The 17353-nt window shown below is 68.1% G+C and carries 12 protein-coding genes; 9 read left to right on the plus strand and 3 right to left on the minus strand.

All coding sequences use genetic code 11. The features are described 5' to 3' along the window. Positions 1-27: 27 nt before the first annotated feature. The gene (locus CT3_RS02915) at positions 28-699 is read right to left on the minus strand and encodes a GntR family transcriptional regulator (RefSeq protein WP_066540152.1); all 672 of its coding nucleotides are present in this window, start codon (positions 697-699) and stop codon (positions 28-30) included. A gap of 71 nt (positions 700-770) precedes the next feature. Between CT3_RS02915 and CT3_RS02920 the strand changes: the two genes are divergently transcribed. From CT3_RS02920 to CT3_RS02935, 4 genes are all read left to right on the plus strand, one after another. After that, a complete protein-coding gene (locus CT3_RS02920) occupies positions 771-1523 on the plus strand; it encodes a LamB/YcsF family protein (protein ID WP_066540153.1) in 753 nt (250 codons plus the stop codon). Between the two features lie 5 nt (positions 1524-1528). Then, positions 1529-3145 carry a 5-oxoprolinase subunit B/C family protein gene (locus tag CT3_RS02925; RefSeq protein WP_066540803.1) on the plus strand — a complete coding sequence of 539 codons (1617 nt, stop codon included), beginning with the start codon at positions 1529-1531 and terminating at the stop codon, positions 3143-3145. A 9-nt stretch (positions 3146-3154) separates the two neighbouring features. Next, the gene (locus CT3_RS02930; RefSeq protein WP_066540154.1) at positions 3155-4894 is read left to right on the plus strand and encodes an acetyl/propionyl/methylcrotonyl-CoA carboxylase subunit alpha; all 1740 of its coding nucleotides are present in this window, start codon (positions 3155-3157) and stop codon (positions 4892-4894) included. A 92-nt stretch (positions 4895-4986) separates the two neighbouring features. Beyond that, positions 4987-7476 carry a heavy metal translocating P-type ATPase gene (locus tag CT3_RS02935; RefSeq protein WP_066540156.1) on the plus strand — a complete coding sequence of 830 codons (2490 nt, stop codon included), beginning with the start codon at positions 4987-4989 and terminating at the stop codon, positions 7474-7476. 79 nt (positions 7477-7555) lie between these two features. Here the strand turns inward: CT3_RS02935 and CT3_RS02940 are convergent, their stop codons facing one another. Beyond that, positions 7556-8260 carry a riboflavin synthase gene (locus CT3_RS02940; RefSeq protein ID WP_066540159.1) on the minus strand — a complete coding sequence of 235 codons (705 nt, stop codon included), beginning with the start codon at positions 8258-8260 and terminating at the stop codon, positions 7556-7558. 122 nt (positions 8261-8382) lie between these two features. Further along, a complete protein-coding gene (locus CT3_RS02945) occupies positions 8383-9252 on the minus strand; it encodes a hypothetical protein (RefSeq protein ID WP_225608839.1) in 870 nt (289 codons plus the stop codon). Between the two features lie 650 nt (positions 9253-9902). Between CT3_RS02945 and CT3_RS02955 the strand changes: the two genes are divergently transcribed. The 5 genes from CT3_RS02955 (at position 9903) to CT3_RS02975 (ending at position 17283) form a co-directional block, all read left to right on the plus strand. Next, on the plus strand, positions 9903-10580 hold the full coding sequence (locus CT3_RS02955; RefSeq protein ID WP_066540166.1) for a DUF2760 domain-containing protein: 678 nt from the start codon (positions 9903-9905) through the stop codon (positions 10578-10580). A 3-nt stretch (positions 10581-10583) separates the two neighbouring features. Further along, positions 10584-12560, plus strand: coding sequence for an Hsp70 family protein (locus CT3_RS02960; protein WP_218568131.1), 1977 nt, complete (start codon positions 10584-10586; stop codon positions 12558-12560). A gap of 211 nt (positions 12561-12771) precedes the next feature. Next, the gene (locus tag CT3_RS02965; protein ID WP_083520594.1) at positions 12772-13923 is read left to right on the plus strand and encodes an acetyltransferase domain-containing protein; all 1152 of its coding nucleotides are present in this window, start codon (positions 12772-12774) and stop codon (positions 13921-13923) included. A 70-nt stretch (positions 13924-13993) separates the two neighbouring features. Beyond that, a complete protein-coding gene (locus CT3_RS02970; protein WP_225608838.1) occupies positions 13994-14374 on the plus strand; it encodes a Fur family transcriptional regulator in 381 nt (126 codons plus the stop codon). An 11-nt stretch (positions 14375-14385) separates the two neighbouring features. Beyond that, a complete protein-coding gene (locus CT3_RS02975) occupies positions 14386-17283 on the plus strand; it encodes an Hsp70 family protein (protein ID WP_066540172.1) in 2898 nt (965 codons plus the stop codon). The last annotated feature ends 70 nt before the right edge of the window (positions 17284-17353 follow it).

The raw sequence follows: 17353 nt of genomic DNA on the forward strand, positions 1-17353 counted from the left end.
GGCGGTGCACCTTCCTGGGGATCGGAATCACGGCAGCTGGCGGGCATAGACGGCCAGCACCATGCGTTCGGATTGCACCAGATAGGTCTCCAATTCCTGGGCAGCCTCCTTGGTCTGCCCATCCATCAACATCTGCAGCAGGCGCGCGTTATGGTCGACATAGGGGGCATGAAGGTATTCGGGATCGTCCAGCATGCCGAAGGCCAGCCGCAGTTCGGCGGCCAGGTGGGCAAACATGGAGGACAGGCGTGCACTGTCGCTGAGCGCCACGATGCCCGCATGGAAAGCCATATTGGCCGAGCCCACGGTGCGCCAGTCCTTCACCTGGCGGGCGGCCAGGGCGTCGTCCACGGCCTGGCGCATGCGTTTGTGCGCAGGGTGCAGCGGCCATGCCTTCTCCAGCGACTGGCATTCGATCAGCCGGCGCACCCGGTAGATGTCAATGATGTCGGCAATGGAGGGGGTGGCCACGGAGACCCCGCGGTTGGGTTCATGCCGCAGCAGGCCTTCCTTGATCAGCGTGCGGAAGACCTCCCGCAAGGTGTTGCGCGAGATGTCCAGTTGCTGGCTCAGCGCGGCTTCCGACAGGCGCTGCCCGGCGCGCAACTCGCCGTGGATCAGCTGTTGGCGGATGCGCTCGGCCACGGCATCGCTCAGGCTCGTGGATTCGTTGCTGGAAGGGTCGCGTGGGCTTGGCATGGCAGATTGGTAAGGAATTTGCTAGATATTGTTGAACAAAGCGCTGGCATGTGGCGCAAGGAGCATACAAGATGGATTTGAACAGCGATCTGGGCGAAAGCTTTGGTGCCTGGAGCATGGGCGACGATACCGCCATGCTCGATATCGTCAGCAGCGCTAATGTGGCATGCGGCTTCCATGCCGGTGATGCCGCGGGCATTCTCGCCACCCTGAAGGCGGCCAAGGCGCGCAATGTGGTCGTGGGCGCCCATGTGGCCTACCGCGATCTGGCCGGTTTCGGCCGCCGCAACATGGATGTGGCCAGCAGCGATCTGGTGGCCGACGTGATCTACCAGATCGGCGCGCTGCAGGGCCTGGCCCAGGCGGCGGGCACCACAGTGCGGTATGTGAAGCCGCATGGCGCGCTCTACAACACCATTGCCCAGGACCGGCGCCAGGCCACCGACGTGATCAACGCCATCAAGGCGATCGATCCCTCGCTGGTGCTGATGGCGCTGGCGGGAGCACCGCTGATCGGCTGGGCGCGCGACGCCGGCCTGACCGTGGTGGCCGAAGCCTTTGCCGACCGTGCCTACACCCCCCAGGGGGCCCTGGTTTCGCGCCGCGAAGCCGGTGCCGTGCTGCACGATGAAACCCTGATCGCCCAGCGCATGCTGACCCTGGTGCGCGAAGGCGTGATCGAGGCCGTGGATGGCTCCATGGTGCGCGTGGAGGCCGATTCGATTTGCGTGCATGGCGACAGCCCCGGGGCGGTGTCCATTGCCCGTGCGCTGCGCCAGCGCTTTGAAGCAGAAGGCGTGCAGATCGCCTCGTTCGTGGCATGAGTGGCATGCGTTTTCTGCCGGTCCACCGCCAGGCCCTCATGGTGGAGCTGGACGATCTGCAGCAGACCCTGGTGCTGCTCCAGTCCCTGCAGGCCGAGCCGATTGACGGCGTGCAGGAGCTGGTGCCTGCTGCGCGCACCATCCTGGTGTACTTTGCTCCGCACCGGGTAACGGCGGCGCAGCTGGTGCAGGCAATTGCGGGCCGCAATCTGCAGGGCAGCGTGCAGCGCTCGGATGTGCTGGTGGAAATTCCCGTGCGCTATGACGGCGAAGACCTGGCCGATGTGGCGCAGATGCTGGGCATCAGCGCGCACGAGGTGGTGCAGCGCCACACCGGCAGCGAATGGTCGGTGGCGTTCACCGGCTTTGCACCGGGCTTTGCCTATCTGTCAGGGGGCGACCCCATTTTCAACGTGGCGCGCCGTACCACCCCGCGCACCAAGGTGCCGGCGGGCGCGGTGGCGCTGGCCGGTACGTTCAGCGCGGTCTACCCTCAGGCCAGCCCGGGCGGCTGGCAGATCATCGGCGTGACGGATGCCGCCATGTGGGATCTGGCGCGTGACCTCCCCGCGCTGCTGCAGCCGGGCTACCGCGTGCGGTTTGTCGATGCATCCACCGCCAGCGCCGGGGCAGACCCGCGCCTGGCGGATGCAGCACCCGTCCAGGCTGCGGCGGCGGTGCCCCCCGCAGCCATGGGGGACACCGGCCAGGCGCTGTGGGTGCGCGCCACCGGGTTGCTGACCGTGTTCCAGGACTGTGGCCGCCATGGGCAGGCGGGCCAGGGGGTTTCGGCTTCCGGCGCCATGGACCAGGCGGCTTTCAAGAGCGCCAACCGCCTGGTTGGCAATGCCAGCCACCTGCCGGTGCTGGAGACCGTGGGCGGCGGCCTGGTGCTGCAGAGCGTGGGCGAGAACGTGGTGGCCGTGACCGGCGCCGACGCGCCCCTCACTATCACCACCGCAGCCGGCCGCCGCTGGAATGCGCCGCGGTACGCGGCCATTGCGCTGGCCGATGGCGACAGCCTGGGCCTGGGGCAGCCCACGACCGGTGCCCGCTGTTATGTGGCGGTGCGCGGCGGCTACCGGGTGACCCCGGTGCTGGGCAGCGCATCCACCGATACCTTGGCCCAGGTGGGCCCGCCCGCCCTGCACAGCGGTCAGCTGCTGCCTGTGGAAGCGGCTTGGCATGCCGTGGTGGGCGATGCGGCCCTGGCACCAGACCTGCTGCCGGCCCCTGGCCAGGAGGTGGTGCTGGATGTGGAGCTGGGACCGCGCACCGACTGGTTCACGCCCGAGGCCGTGGCCCTGCTGGCCCGCCAGCGCTGGGAGGTCACGCCCCAGTCCAACCGGGTGGGCCTGCGCCTGGCCGGTGACGAGGCCTTGGCGCGTGCCATCACCAGCGAGCTGCCCAGCGAAGGCACTGCCCTGGGCGCCATCCAGGTGCCTGCCAGCGGCCAGCCGGTGCTGTTTCTGGCGGACCACCCTCTGACCGGGGGCTACCCGGTGATCGGCTGTGTGGTCCCCCACCACCTGGATCTGGCGGGGCAGATCCCGGTGGGTGCATGGATTCGTTTTAAGCCCGTTCGTGCATTCGCAGTGTTGAACCCTGCGGTGGCGGACTGAGGAAGCGGTATGAAAAAAGTCCTGATAGCGAACCGCGGCGAGATTGCCGTGCGCATTGCCCGTGCCTGCGCCGACTACGGCGTGAAGTCCGTGGCGGTGTATGCCAATGCCGACATCGATGCCTTGCATGCCCGCACGGCCGACGAAGCCTATGGCCTGGATGGCGACCAGCCTGCCGACAGCTATCTGCACATCGGCAAGCTGCTGGCGATTGCCCAGAAATCCGGCGCCGATGCGGTGCACCCCGGCTATGGCTTTCTGTCGGAAAGCGAAGCCTTTGCGCGCGCGGTGCTGGATGCCGGCCTGATCTGGATCGGCCCCCGGCCCGAGACCATTGCCCAGTTGGGCGACAAGGTGGAAGCCCGCAAGATTGCGCTGAAGGTAGGCGCGCCGCTGGTGGCGGGCACGCCCGGCCCGGTGCAGAACGCCGATGAGGTGCTGGTCTTTGCACAGCAGCATGGCCTGCCCATCATCATCAAGGCGGCGTTCGGAGGCGGTGGCCGCGGCATGAAGATCGCGTGGCGCATGGACGAGGTGGCCGAGCTCTATGCATCGGCCGTGCGCGAAGCCGTGACCGCCTTTGGCCGCGGCGAGTGCTTTGTGGAACAGTTCCTGGACAAGCCCCGCCATATCGAGGCGCAGGTGCTGGCGGACACCCACGGCCACGTGGTGGTGATGGGCACGCGGGACTGTTCGCTGCAGCGCCGCAACCAGAAGCTGGTGGAAGAGGCGCCTGCGCCCTTCATCACCGAGGAGCAGCGGGCACGCATCCACAACGCGGCCAGGGCGATCTGTGCCGAGGCGGGCTATGTCGGTGCCGGCACCGTGGAGTTTCTGCTCAGCGACAACGGCCAGGCCGGGGGCGCCATCTCTTTCCTGGAGGTCAACACCCGCCTGCAGGTGGAGCACACGGTGACCGAGGAGACCACGGGCGTGGACCTGGTGATCGAGCAGCTGCGCGTGGCCGACGGCCTGCCGCTGTCCGTCACCGAGACCCCGGTGCCACGCGCGCACTCCATCGAGTTCCGCATCAATGCCGAGGATGTGGGGCGCGGCTTTCTGCCCACGCCCGGCCCGGTGCTGAAGTTCGTTCCGCCATCCGGCCCCGGCGTGCGCCTGGACTCCGGGGTGGAATCGGGTTCGGTCATTCCCGGCAGCTTTGACTCCATGATGGCCAAGCTCATCGTGACGGGCGCCACGCGGGAGCAGGCCCTGGCCCGCGCCCGCCGTGCGCTGCGCGAGTTCCAGATCGAAGGCGTGGCGTCGGTGCTGCCCTTCCACCAGGCGGTGATCGGGCACCCAGACTTTGTGGGGCAGGACGGTTTCAAGGTGCACACGCGCTGGATCGAATCGGGCTTTGCCGAGCCGCTGGCCGCTGCCGTGCGTGCGGAGCCGCTGCCCGACGCCAGCCTGGTGCGCACCGCCATCGAGATGGATGGCCGCCGCGTGCAGCTGGGCTTGCCCGCGGTGCTGCTGCAAGGGCTGGCCGCAGGCACTGGTGGTGCAGTGTCGGTGTCTTCCGCCCCGGAGGCGGTGGATGCAGCGGCCGTGCAGTCCCCGATTGCAGGCAATCTGCATGCCTGGAAGGTGGAGGATGGCGATGCGGTCCAGGAAGGCGATGTGATTGCCGTGATGGAAGCCATGAAGATGGAAATGCAGGTCTCGGCGCACTGCAGCGGGCGCATCACGCTGGCGGCGGCCGCCGGCACGGCCCAGACGCTGGGGGCGGTGATCGCGCACATCCGCTGAATGGAAGGGGCGGCAGGCCAGGCTGGGCACCGTGCTTGACATTGACATGATGTCAATCTCTACAGTCATACTCCATAACCTTGGAGAGTGTGATGAACGCTGCAAACAGACTGCCTGCCCATTTCGATTTCACCGTAGAGGGAATGACCTGCGCGTCCTGTGTGGGCCGGGTGGAGCGTGCGCTCAAGAAGGTGCCCGGTGTGCAGGAGGCAGTGGTCAATCTGGCCACGGAAAAAGCCAGCCTGCAGCTGGATGATCCGGCGCAGGCTGCCGCCATCCTGCCGTTGGCGGTGGCGGCCATCGAAAAGGCTGGCTATGCCGTGCCCCAGCAGACCGTGGATCTGCAGGTCGGCGGCATGACCTGCGCCTCCTGCGTGGGGCGGGTGGAGCGGGCGCTGAAGAAAGTGCCCGGCGTGCAGGGCGCCAGTGTCAATCTGGCCACGGAGCGCGCCGCCGTGCAGGTCAACGACGGCACCGATGTGGGGGCGCTGATTGCCGCCGTGGCCAAGGCCGGCTACGAGGCCAGCGTGGTGCCGCAGGCCGGATCCGGCAAGGCGGTGGACGACGCGGCGGCCGAGCGCCAGGCGCAGGAGCGGGCCTCGCTGCAGCGCGCGCTGATTTTTGCCGCGGTGTTTGCATTGCCCGTGTTCCTGCTGGAAATGGGCGGCCACATGGTGCCGGCTTTCCACCATTGGGTGTCCCATACCATCGGCACGCAGAACAGCTGGTACCTGCAGTTTGCACTGACGGCCGTGGTGCTGTGCGGCCCGGGCCGCCGCTTCTTTGAAAAAGGCATTCCCGCCTTGCTGCGCGGGGCGCCGGACATGAATTCGCTGGTCGCCGTGGGTACCTCGGCCGCCTTTGCCTATTCGGTGGTGGCCACCTTTGTGCCGCAATGGCTGCCGGCCGGCACCGTGAATGTGTACTACGAGGCGGCCGCCGTCATCGTGGCGCTGATCCTGTTGGGGCGCTTCATGGAAGCGCGCGCCAAGGGCAATACCTCCGAAGCCATCCGCCGCCTGGTGCAGCTGCAGGCCAAGACCGCCCGCGTGCGCCGCGATGGTGCGGTGCTGGAGCTGGACATCGCCCAGGTGCATGCCGGTGATGTGATCGAAGTGCGGCCGGGCGAGCGCATTCCGGTGGACGGGGAGGTGGTCGAGGGCCAGAGCTTTGTCGATGAATCCATGATCAGCGGCGAACCCGTGCCGGTGGAAAAGACCGTGGGCGCCGAAGTCGTGGGCGGCACGGTGAACCAGAACGGTGCCCTGGTGTTCCGGGCCACCAAGGTGGGGGCCGACACGCTGCTGGCGCAGATCATCCGCATGGTGGAGCAGGCCCAGGGCAGCAAGCTGCCGATCCAGGCGCTGGTGGACAAGATCACCATGTGGTTTGTGCCTGCGGTGATGGCGGCGGCACTGCTGACCTTTGCCGTCTGGCTGGTCTGGGGCCCAGCGCCTGCGCTGAGCTTTGCGCTGGTGAATGCCGTGGCCGTGCTCATCATTGCCTGCCCCTGCGCCATGGGGCTGGCCACGCCGACGTCCATCATGGTCGGCACCGGCCGCGCCGCGCAGATGGGGGTGCTGCTGCGCAAGGGCGAGGCGCTGCAGCAGCTCAAGGATGCCAAGGTGGTGGCGGTGGACAAGACCGGCACGCTGACCAAGGGCCGCCCGGAGCTGACCGATCTGGTGCTATCTGATGGGCTGCAGCGCAGCCAGGTGCTGGCGCAGGTGGCGGCCGTGGAGGACCGCAGCGAGCACCCGATTGCCCGCGCCATCGTGGATGCGGCGCGTGCCGAAGGTCTGCAGATCCCGGCGATCAGCGGGTTTGAATCCGTCACCGGCTTTGGCGTGCGCGCGGTGGTCGACGGCCACCGGGTGGAGATCGGCGCGGACCGCTTCATGCGCGAACTGGGCCTGGGTGTGGACGGTTTTGCGGCTGAGGCGCTGCGCCTGGGCGGCGAAGGCAAGACGCCGCTGTATGCGGCCATCGATGGCAGGCTGGTTGCCATGATTGCCGTGGCCGACCCCATCAAGCCCACGACCCGGCCCGCGATTGAGGCGCTGCATGCGCTGGGTCTGAAGGTGGCGATGATCACCGGCGACAACCGCCACACCGCCGAAGCGATTGCCCGGCAACTGGGCATTGACGAAGTGGTGGCCGAGGTCCTGCCCGGCGGCAAGGTGGAGACCGTGCAGCGCCTGAAGGCCGAGCACGGCACGCTGGCCTATGTGGGGGACGGCATCAACGACGCCCCCGCGCTGGCCGAGGCCGATGTGGGCATTGCCATTGGCACGGGCACCGACATTGCGATCGAGGCGGCCGATGTGGTGCTGATGTCGGGCGACCTGTCGGGCGTGCCGAATGCGATTGCGCTGTCCAAGGCCACGATGAAGAACATCGGTGAAAACCTGTTCTGGGCCTTTGCCTACAACGTGGCGCTGATCCCCGTGGCGGCGGGTCTGCTGTACCCGTTCAACGGCACGCTGCTGTCGCCCGTGTTTGCGGCCGGGGCCATGGCGTTGTCCAGCGTGTTTGTGCTCTCCAATGCGCTGCGGCTCAAGCGGTTCAAGGCACCGTTGTAAGACCGCAGGTTGCCGGGGCGCGGCTGCGGCATGAAAAAAGCGCTTCCGGGGAAGCGCTGGAGGGAAGGGCAGTCCGGGGTCAGGACGGCAGCTTGGGCACGTCGATGAAGTCGTCCAGGCTCAGCCCCTTTTCTTTCAGCAGCGCTTCCAGCACGGGCTTCAAGCGGCCCAGGCTGGCTTCCACGGTTTCGCGCACCGTGTCCACCACCACCTGGGTGCTGCGTTCGATCTCGATGTTGACCAGATCGCCCACCTGCTTGCTGCCGAACACGGTCATGCGCAGCGTTTCGGGAATCAGCCAGACCTCGAACCAGCCTTCCTTGCGGTTCACCTCGGCCACTGTCAGGCTGGCGCCGTTGACGGCGATATAGCCCTTGGCAAACACATAGGGGCGAAAGGCTTCGGGAATGCCGAAGCGGATCTTGTGGTTGGTGTCGGTGCGCACGATGTCCAGCAGCGGCGCGGTGAAGTCCACATGGCCGGACAGCGGGTGGCCGCCGATTTCGGCGCCGTCCTTGGCGGCACGCTCCACATTCACATGGGCGCCGGCCTTGTAGCTGCCCAGCGTGGTGATGGCCAGGCTTTGCTGCATCACGTCGAAGGTGGCGCTGGTGGGCGAGAGGTTTTCTGTCACGGTCAGGCAGACGCCGTCGTGCGAGACACTGGCGCCCACCGCCAGGTCCTGGCAGAAGCCTTCGGGGAATTCCATGGTGAAGGTGCGCAGACCGTCCTGGTCGCGCAGCGCGGCAATGGTTGCCACGGCCTGAATGATGCCGGTGAACACGGGTGGGTTTCCTTGGGACGCGGCCGCAGCGCTTGCGCGCGGTAGCCATGGTGCAAAACGCTTATTGTGCCCGCGGCCCTGGCGCACGGCGGTCTTGGCCCTGTTGCCAATGCGGCAGCCGCTCAGGCGGCCAGTGCGGCGCCATCCCAGTGGCCGCTGACCAGCCCCAGCGGTTTTTTCAGCGCCCGCACCCAGGCGCAGTCCGGCCAGGCCTCCATCTGTACATTCATGCCGGCAAATACGCCGTAGCCGGGACCGGCGGCGATCTCCCCGTCGGCCTGCAGGGTCTCGCCCGTGCGGATGCTGCAGGCGGCGCGGATGTCGCCCAGCGCCTTGATGCCCCAACCCGCCTGGATGTGGTTGCCGCAGTCCAGGCTGTCCTGGGTGGCAATGCCATGGCCTGCGTCCAGCAGGCCCTGCACGGCAATGCGGCCGCCCGCGCGCAGGCCCTTGCCGCAGTGCAGGGCCCCCTGCACGTCCACTTCCTGGCCGATGTGGGCCTGTCCTTGCAGCGTCACATCGCCGCCGCAGCGCAGTTCCCAGCCGGTGCGCAGGTCTGCGGCGCGCAGGGCGCCTTGCACTTCCACGCTCCAGGCGGCCTTGATGGCATTGCCGGCCTGCAGCAGTTCGCCGCAGAAGATGGCGCCGCCGCTGTGGATGTTTTCCCCCGCTTCCAGCGTGCCGGCGCGTATGCCGCCGCCCACCTGCAGGCTGCGCCCCACCAGCAGTTGGCCGCTGACGCGGACATCGCCATGCACGATCAGCGTGCCGGCGTAGACCAGGTTATCGGCCTCCAGATGCTCCAGCTCCAGCACGGTGTTGGTGGGGCCGAAGTTCTCCAGCAGCCAGCGTGCGTCGTCCACGCGGCCGGCGGCCACCTGGGTGTCCATGGCCGCCTGGTAGTCGCCACCGCCCAGGTTGTTGCGCACAAACCAGCGGTACCCCATGGCGCAGGGGTTCTTGCCGCGCAAGAAAGTTTGGGTCAGTTCCATGTCCATTGTTCAACCTCGTCCATTCCGTGGGGGAAATGGGCGCGTGGCGCGGCCTGCGGGCGTGGTGGGGCCGTGGCTGCGCGCATGCGCCTTTGCATGTGCAAGTCGTGGAGGCCGTGCGGAGGAAAGGGACTGTGTGTGCCTTATGCCTTCCGCACGGCGGCGGAAAGCATGGCCGTAACGCCACTGAGGCTGACAAAGGCGGTCGGCACGCCATGGCGGCGGGTGTGCAGGGCACGCAGCACACAGGCACGCACTTGCGGCACTGCAGCAAGGGCAGCGCGGCGCAGGCGGGCAGAAAGGGGAAGGTGGGTGCAGACCATGGGGGGGGAAACTGCTGCAAATTATGCCCTGCCTGCTTTTTCGGCACGGGGCGCTGCGGTATCACTGTTACAAATCGGTCCGCCGATGACCGTCTGGGCGATACCTGCACCCGGACAGGTATTGCCTGCTTTGGGTAACATCACGGCCCTTGCGGGCGCGCGCACCGCTGGGGTGGCCGTTGTTTGTAACAACCGCACCGCCCGGCGTGTGTGCGCGGCATGCCACCGCGTTCCCTGTTTTTGCGGGTTGCAGTCTCCTTCCGGCCTTGGGTGCCGGTGGTTGTCCGCTGCAGCCGGCCCCTATTGCGCGCGACTGCGCACCCTGCCATGCCATCCAACCAGCCCCCTTCTTTCTTCAGCCGCATCGCGATTGCAATCGGCAGCTTCTTTGCCATTCTGGGCGACGGCCGCCTGGCGGCCGATGTGCGCCGCGTGCGCGCCGGCGAAGCCCTGGCCGCCGACGTCCAGCCCACGGAAGTGCGCGTTGAAGTGCCGGTCGAAAAGGTGGTGGAAGTCCGTGTGGAAGTGCCCGTGGAGAAGATCGTTGAAAAGACGGTCGAAAAGCGGGTGGAAGTGCCTGTCGAAAAGCTGGTGGAAAAACTGGTTGAGAAGACCATTGAGGTGCCCAACCACGCGGCCGCCCTGCAACTGCTGGGCCTGATGCAGCGGGAAGCCCGTTTTGTCGACTTCATCCAGGAAGATGTGGCGCCCTACACCGATGCGGAAATCGGCGCAGCCGCCCGGGTGGTGCACGAAGGCTGCCGCAAGGTGCTGCGCGAGCATTTCGCGATTGCCCCGGTGCGCAGCGAAGCCGAAGGCGCCCGCATCACATTGGAGGCGGGCTTTGACGCGGCCGCCGTGCGCCTGACCGGCAATGTGGTCGGCCAGGCTCCGTTCACCGGTACCCTGGGCCACCGTGGCTGGCAGGTCACCGAGGTGAAGCTGCCCCAGCTGACCGACAGCCAGGCCGCCAAGGTGCTGGCACAGGCCGAAGTGGAGCTGTAAACCATGAGCGTGTTTGCCTCCATCGCCGCATCCGGTGCGGCCCAGCCTGCGGGCTCTATGTCCGCTGCTGCTCCCGCGCCCGCTACGGCCACCACGACCCCCGCACCCGTTCCGTCCGCTGCGCCCGCCCGCTACAGCATCGGCATCGACCTGGGCACCACGCACTGCGCGCTGTCCTATGTGAACAGGGCGGCCAGCGACGGTGAAACCGTGGTGCAGGGCGTGCTGGAGATTCCCCAGCTGACGGGGCCCGCCAGCGTGGAAGCCAAGCCGCTGCTGCCGTCCTTTCTGTACCTGCCGCACGAGAGCGAGCTGACCGAGGCCGAGCGCCGCCTGCCCGGCGCGGCCGCGCAGGACTTCATCACCGGCGAGTTCGCCCGCAGCCGCGGTGCGGCCACGCCCATCCGGCTGGTCAGCAGCGCCAAGAGCTGGCTGTGCCACCCTGGCGTGGACCGCCGCGCAGGCATTCTGCCGCCCGATGCGCCCGAGGAAGTCAGCCGCATCTCGCCGCTGACCGCGTCCATCCGCTACCTGGAGCACCTGCGCTGGGCCTGGGAGCAGGCCCATCCCGAGGCCCCGTTTGCCGAGCAGGACATCACCGTCACCATTCCCGCATCGTTCGATCCTGCAGCGCGCGAGCTGACGGCCGAGGCCTGCAAGGCCGCCGGCTTTGACCGGCTGACCCTGTTGGAGGAGCCCCAGGCAGCGCTGTACAGCTGGATCCAGGCCAGCGGCGGCCAGTGGCGCAAGCAGGTCCGGCATGGCGACATCATCCTGGTGGTGGACGTGGGTGGCGGCACCACTGACCTGTCGCTGATCGCCGTGCTGGAGCGCGAGGGCAATCTGGAGCTGCAACGGATTGCCGTGGGCGAGCACATTCTGCTGGGCGGCGACAACATGGACCTGGCCCTGGCCTACGGTGTGGCGCGCAAGCTGGCGCAGGAAGGCAAGCAGCTGGATGCCTGGCAGACCCGCGCGCTGGCCCATGGCTGCCGCAGTGCCAAGGAGCAACTGCTGGCCGATGCGGCGCTGCAGTCCGTGCCGGTGGTGGTGCCCAGCCGGGGCAGCAAGCTCATTGGTGGCAGCATCCGCACCGAAGTCACGCGCGACGAAGTGCTGGCCATGCTGGTCGAAGGCTTCTTCCCCAAGGTGGCCGTCAGCGACAAACCCAAGACCCGCGCCCGGGGCGCGCTCACCCAGCTGGGCCTGCCCTATGCCCAGGATGCGGCGGTCACGCGCCATCTGGCCGCGTTCCTGACCCGCCAGGTCAATGCCCTGGCCGACATCGACGGCCTGGACGGCGACCAGGTGGACGGTTCCACCTTCCTGCACCCCACGGCCATTCTGTTCAATGGTGGCGTGCTCAAGGCCGGGCAGATCGAGCAGCGCATTGTCGAGGTCATCAACGGCTGGCTGGACGATGAAGCCTGCGCGCCCGCCCGCCTGCTGGACGGTGCCAATCTGGACCTGGCCGTGGCACGTGGCGCGGCCTACTACGGCCATATCGCCACCAGCGGCCGCGGCGTGCGCATCCGCGGCGGCACGGCCCAGTCGTATTACGTCGGTGTGGAGTCGAACATGCCCGCCATCCCCGGCATGGAGCCGCCGCTGTCCGCGCTGTGCCTGGTGCCGTTTGGCATGGAAGAGGGCTCGGAAGTGGCGCTGCCTGACGAGGAGTTCGGTCTGGTCGTGGGCGAGCCCGTGCGCCTGCGCTTCTTTGGCTCCAGCGTGCGCCGTGCCGATACCGTGGGCACCATGCTGGACTTCTGGGGGCCGGAGGAACTGGTGGAGCTGCAGGAGATCGAGCTGAACCTGCCGGCAGCAGGCCGTGTGGCCGGCGAGGTCGTGCCGGTGACCCTGCAGGCGCGCGTGACGGATATCGGCACCCTGGAGCTGAATGCCGTGCCGGTGGGCGGAACCGAACGCTGGAAGGTGGAGTTCGACGTGCGTGCGGAGACCGCCGCCGACGCTGCCGCCTGAAGCGGCGGTCCCTGGTGAAAAAGCCCGCTGGCCTATGGGGCTGCGGGCTTTTTTGGTGGGAGCTGGCGGCCGTGCGGAGATCGCCAATGCCCTGCCTGCCAGCAGGGGCCTGGCCTTGCATGCCACGGCATATGAAATGGCGCTCTGTATGATATTGATAAATCTTTATCAATAAAACGTGAAAACCTTTTCCGCTTCTGCGCCGCTGGCGCTGCCCGGTGCTGGCCGGCTGCAATCGATTGACGCCCTGCGGGGACTGGTCATGCTGTTCATGCTGCTGGACCATGTGCGCGAGACCTTCTATCTGCATCTGCAGGTGCCGGATCCGATGGTGGTGGCCGATACGCCGCCGGGCCTGTTCTTTCCGCGCATGCTGGCCCATCTGTGCGCCCCGGTGTTTGTGTTTCTGACCGGGCTGGGCGCCTATCTGTACGCCAGCCGCCACGCCGATGCCGGGCAGGCGCGGGCGGCGGCTTCGGGCTTTCTGTGGCGGCGGGGCCTGTTCCTGGTGCTGCTGGAGGTGACGGTGGTCAACTTTGCCTGGACCTTCCAGTTTCCACCGGCCAAGGTGTTCCTGCAGGTGATCTGGGCCATCGGCCTGTCCATGCTGGCGCTGTCGGTGCTGGTGTGGCTGCCGCGCCAGGCCTTGCTGCTGCTGGGAGCGGTGCTGGTGGCCGGGCACAACCTGCTCGACGGCCAGCATTTCCCCGCCGGCCATCTGCTGCACGCGCCCTGGGCCATCCTGCATGACCGGGGCTGGCTGGAACTGGCCGGGGTGCAGCTGCGCACCTCCTACCCGGTGCTGCCCTGGATCGGCGTGATCGCCCTGGGCTATGGCATCGGCCCCTGGTTTGGCAGGGCCTGCGCGGGGGCACAACGGCAGCACCGTCTGCTGGTGGCGGGCGCGGCCTGTCTGCTGGGCTTTGGGGTGCTGCGCACGCTGAATGTGTATGGCGATGCGCCCTGGCAGGCCGGTGCCAGCACGCTGCACACCGTCATGTCCTGGTTCAATGTGACCAAGTACCCGCCGTCGCTGCTGTTCCTGTTGCTGACGCTGGGGGTCGGGCTGCTGCTGTTGCACGCATTCGAGGCGCGTGCCGGCCGCCCCTGGCTGCAGCCGCTGGGCACGCTGGGCGCGGCGCCCATGTTCTTCTACGTGCTGCACCTGTATGTGCTGAAGTTCATGTACCTGGCGGCCGTGGCCGTCTGGGGGACCAACCAGGGTCAGCTGTTCGGCCTGGACCACCTGCTGTGGCTGTGGGTGCTGGCCGCCGTGCTGGCCGTGGCGCTGTACCCTGCGGTGCGCTGGTTTGCCGCGCTCAAGCAGCGCCGGCGCGACCTGGCATGGCTCAAGTACCTGTAGGCCGGCGTCGGCGGTGCAGGCGGCGGCACAATACCGCTTCCTTGAAGCAGCCCCCGCCATGACGTCTTCCATGCAACGATCCACCAAGCAGCGCACCGCCATCCAGCAGGCCATGACGCAGGCCGACCGGCCGCTGGCACCGCCGGATGTGCTGGAACTGGCCCAGGCCACGCTGCCGGGCCTGGGCATTGCCACGGTGTACCGCGCCCTCAAGGCCATGGCGGAAGAGGGCGTTCTGCGCGAGGTGCACCTGCCCGGGCGCAGCCCCATGTACGAGGTGGCCCACCACGGCCACCACCACCACTTTCAGTGCAAGCAGTGCCAGCGGGTGTTCGATGTGCACGCCTGCCCTGGCAATCTGGCGGGGCTGGCCCCGGCAGGGTTTGTGGTGGAGGGCCACGAAATCACGCTCTATGGCCGCTGCAGCGACTGCGCGGCCCAGCCGTCCTGAAGGCGCGCGGCGTGACCCGGCCTTCCGCGTCTGCGGCCTTTGTCGTTGGTATCGACCTGGGCACCAGCCACACCGTGGTGGCCAGCGTGCCCGTGCGCGGCACGGCTGCCGAGATTGCACTGCTGCACATTCCCCAGCGCAGCACGGCGGGCGAGGTGGCGCTGCTGCCCCTGCTGCCCTCGGTGCGCTACCAGGCTGCGCCGGGTGAGCTGGGTGAGGCCTGGCAGCAGCCCTGGCCGCCGCAGGGGGCATCGGCCGATGCGCCTGCCGTCATCGGCCGCTGGGCGCGGGATCTGGGCGCGGCGGTCCCCGGTCGCCTGGTGGCCAGTGCCAAAAGCTGGCTGTCCCACCCCGGCGTGGACCGTACGGCGCCCATCCTGCCCTGGGGGGCTGCAGAAGATGTAACCAAGGTCTCGCCGCTGGCGGCCTCTGCGTCCTACCTGGCCCATGTGAAAGCGGCCTGGGACCAGGCCCATCCCGCTGCGCCACTGCAGGACCAGATCGTGGTGCTGACGGTGCCGGCATCGTTTGACGAAGGCGCGCGCGCGCTGACGCTGGAGGCGGCAGCGCAGGCCGGTCTGCCTGGCGTGCAGCTGCTGGAAGAGCCCAAGGCCGCGTTCCACGACTGGCTGGTGCTGCAAGGCGCGCAATGGGCGCAGCAGCTGGCGGACAGCCGCCTGGTGCTGGTGGTGGACGTGGGCGGCGGCACCACCGATCTGACCTTGATCCGTGTGGACCCCGCTGCCGGCGCCGCGGATGGCGGCCTGCCCACCTTGACCCGCACTGCCGTGGGTGAGCATTTGATGCTGGGCGGCGACAACATGGATCTGGCGCTGGCCCACCAGCTGGAGCCGCAGTTTGCGGACGCCGGCCAGCGCTTGCCTGCGCAGCGTTTTGCCCAGCTGGTGCAGCGCTGCCGCCTGGCCAAGGAGCAATTGCTGGCCGCCGATGCCCCGGAACATGCCCGCATCACCCTGCTGGGGGGCGGCAGCCGCCTGCTGGCGGCCACGCAATCCGCCACCTTGACCCGTGCGCAGGTGCAGCAGTGGGTGGTGGAAGGGTTCTTGCCACCTGCACAGACCTCCGACCAGCCCGGCAAGCGCCAGGGTGCGCTGCGCGGTTTTGGCCTGCCGTATCCGGCGGATGCGGCCATCACAAGGCATCTGGCGCAGTTCCTGGCCCAGCATGCCGGTGGAGCCTGGCCCGACACCGTGCTGCTGAACGGCGGCGTGTTCCATGCGCATGCGATGGTGGAGCGGCTCACGCAGCAGCTGACCGCCTGGCGCGGCAGCCCCGTGCGGGTGTTGCACAACCCCCACCCGGACTGGGCCGTGGCGCGTGGCGCGGCAGCCCATGGCTTGGTGCGTACGCAGCAGGAGCATGCTGCACACGATGCTCTTTCCGAACAGACTCCCGAACGCACGGAAGGCGTTACAGAAACGATCGCCACCCGCAAGCCGGCGGCCGCGGCCCTGCCGGTGATCGGCGGCGGTGCGGCGCGCAGCTACTGGCTGGTGCTGCCGGGCAAAAAGGGCGCGGCCCCGCAAGGCCTGTGCCTGCTGCCGCGCGGCACGGAAGAAGGCGTGCGCATGGTGCTCTCCGGTCGGCGCTTTGCGCTCAAGCTGGGCCAGGCCGTGCGCTTCAGCCTGGTGGCGCACAGCGGCAACCTGCCGGCGCAGGCTGGACAGCTGGCGGCGCTGCACGGCGAGGGCTGGGTGGAGTTGCCGCCCATTGCCACCGTGCTGCCGGCGCCGGAGGGCCACAGCACTGCGCAGATCGAGGTGCAGTTGCAGGCCTGCATGAGCGAGGTCGGCACGCTGGAAGTGCGCTGCGTGGCGGTGGCGGATACCGCCCAGTCCTGGCTGCTGCCCTTCCATGTGCGTGCTGGCGGCCATGCCGTGGATGTCGGCGCTGCGCCCGTGCCGGCAGAAGGCCCGGAGAGCCCGCAGGGCGGGGACAGAACGGCGCAGCACCTGCCCCAGGCCGTGGCCCAGATCGAACGCATCTTTGGCAACCAGGCCCAGGAAGTGGGCGCCAAGGAGGTGCGCCAGCTGCGCCAGTCGCTGGAAAAGCTGCTCGGCCCGCGCGAGGGCTGGGAGGTGGCAACGCTGCGCACGCTGTTTGACGCGCTGCTGGCGCGCGCCAAGCGCCGCCGCCGCACGCCCGAGCATGAACGCGTGTGGCTGAATCTGTCCGGCTGGTGCCTGCGGCCCGGTGTGGGGGCGCAGCTGGACGGCTGGCGCATGGAGCAGGTCTGGGCCTTGTATGCCCAGGGGCTGGCCCATGCCAAGGAGGCCGCCAACTGGACCGAATGGTGGGTGTTCTGGCGCCGTGTGGCTGCGGGCCTGGATGCCGCGCAGCAACTGGCGCTGCTGGAAGACGTGGCCGGCCACATGCAGAAAGCCGTGCAGCAGACGGCACGCAGCGGCGGCAAAAGCAGCCATGGCAGCTACGACGACATGCTGCGCCTGTTTGCGGCCATGGAGGCCGTGCCCTGGCAGTACCGCCAGGAAATGGGCCAGTGGATGCTGCAGCGGCTCCAACGCGAGGGTGAATCCGTGCAGACCTGGTGGGCCATAGGCCGCCTGGCCGGGCGCCAGCCACTGGCCGCCAATGCGCACCTGGTGATGCCACCCGAGGCCGCACAGGAGTTTCTGAACGCCACCCTGGCCCAGGACTGGCGCAAGAACGACACCGCGATGTTTGCCGCGGTGCAAATGGCCCGGATGACGGGCGATAGGGCACGCGATCTGCCGGATGGGCTGCGCACCCAGGTGCTGGAAAAAATGCAGGCCAGCGGTGCGCCGCCGCGCTGGGTGGCCATGGTGGAGCAGGTGGTGCAGATGGACGCCGAAGACCAGAAGCGCAGCCTGGGGGACAGCCTGCCGCCCGGATTGGTGTTGCTGTGAGGGCGGAGGGTGCCGACGGCGGCGGCCATTCCCGCCAGTCTGGATGGCGGGAGGCTGGGCAACTGCAGAC

Source organism: Comamonas terrigena NBRC 13299 (genome assembly GCF_006740045.1).
Lineage (GTDB): Bacteria > Pseudomonadota > Gammaproteobacteria > Burkholderiales > Burkholderiaceae_C > Comamonas > Comamonas terrigena.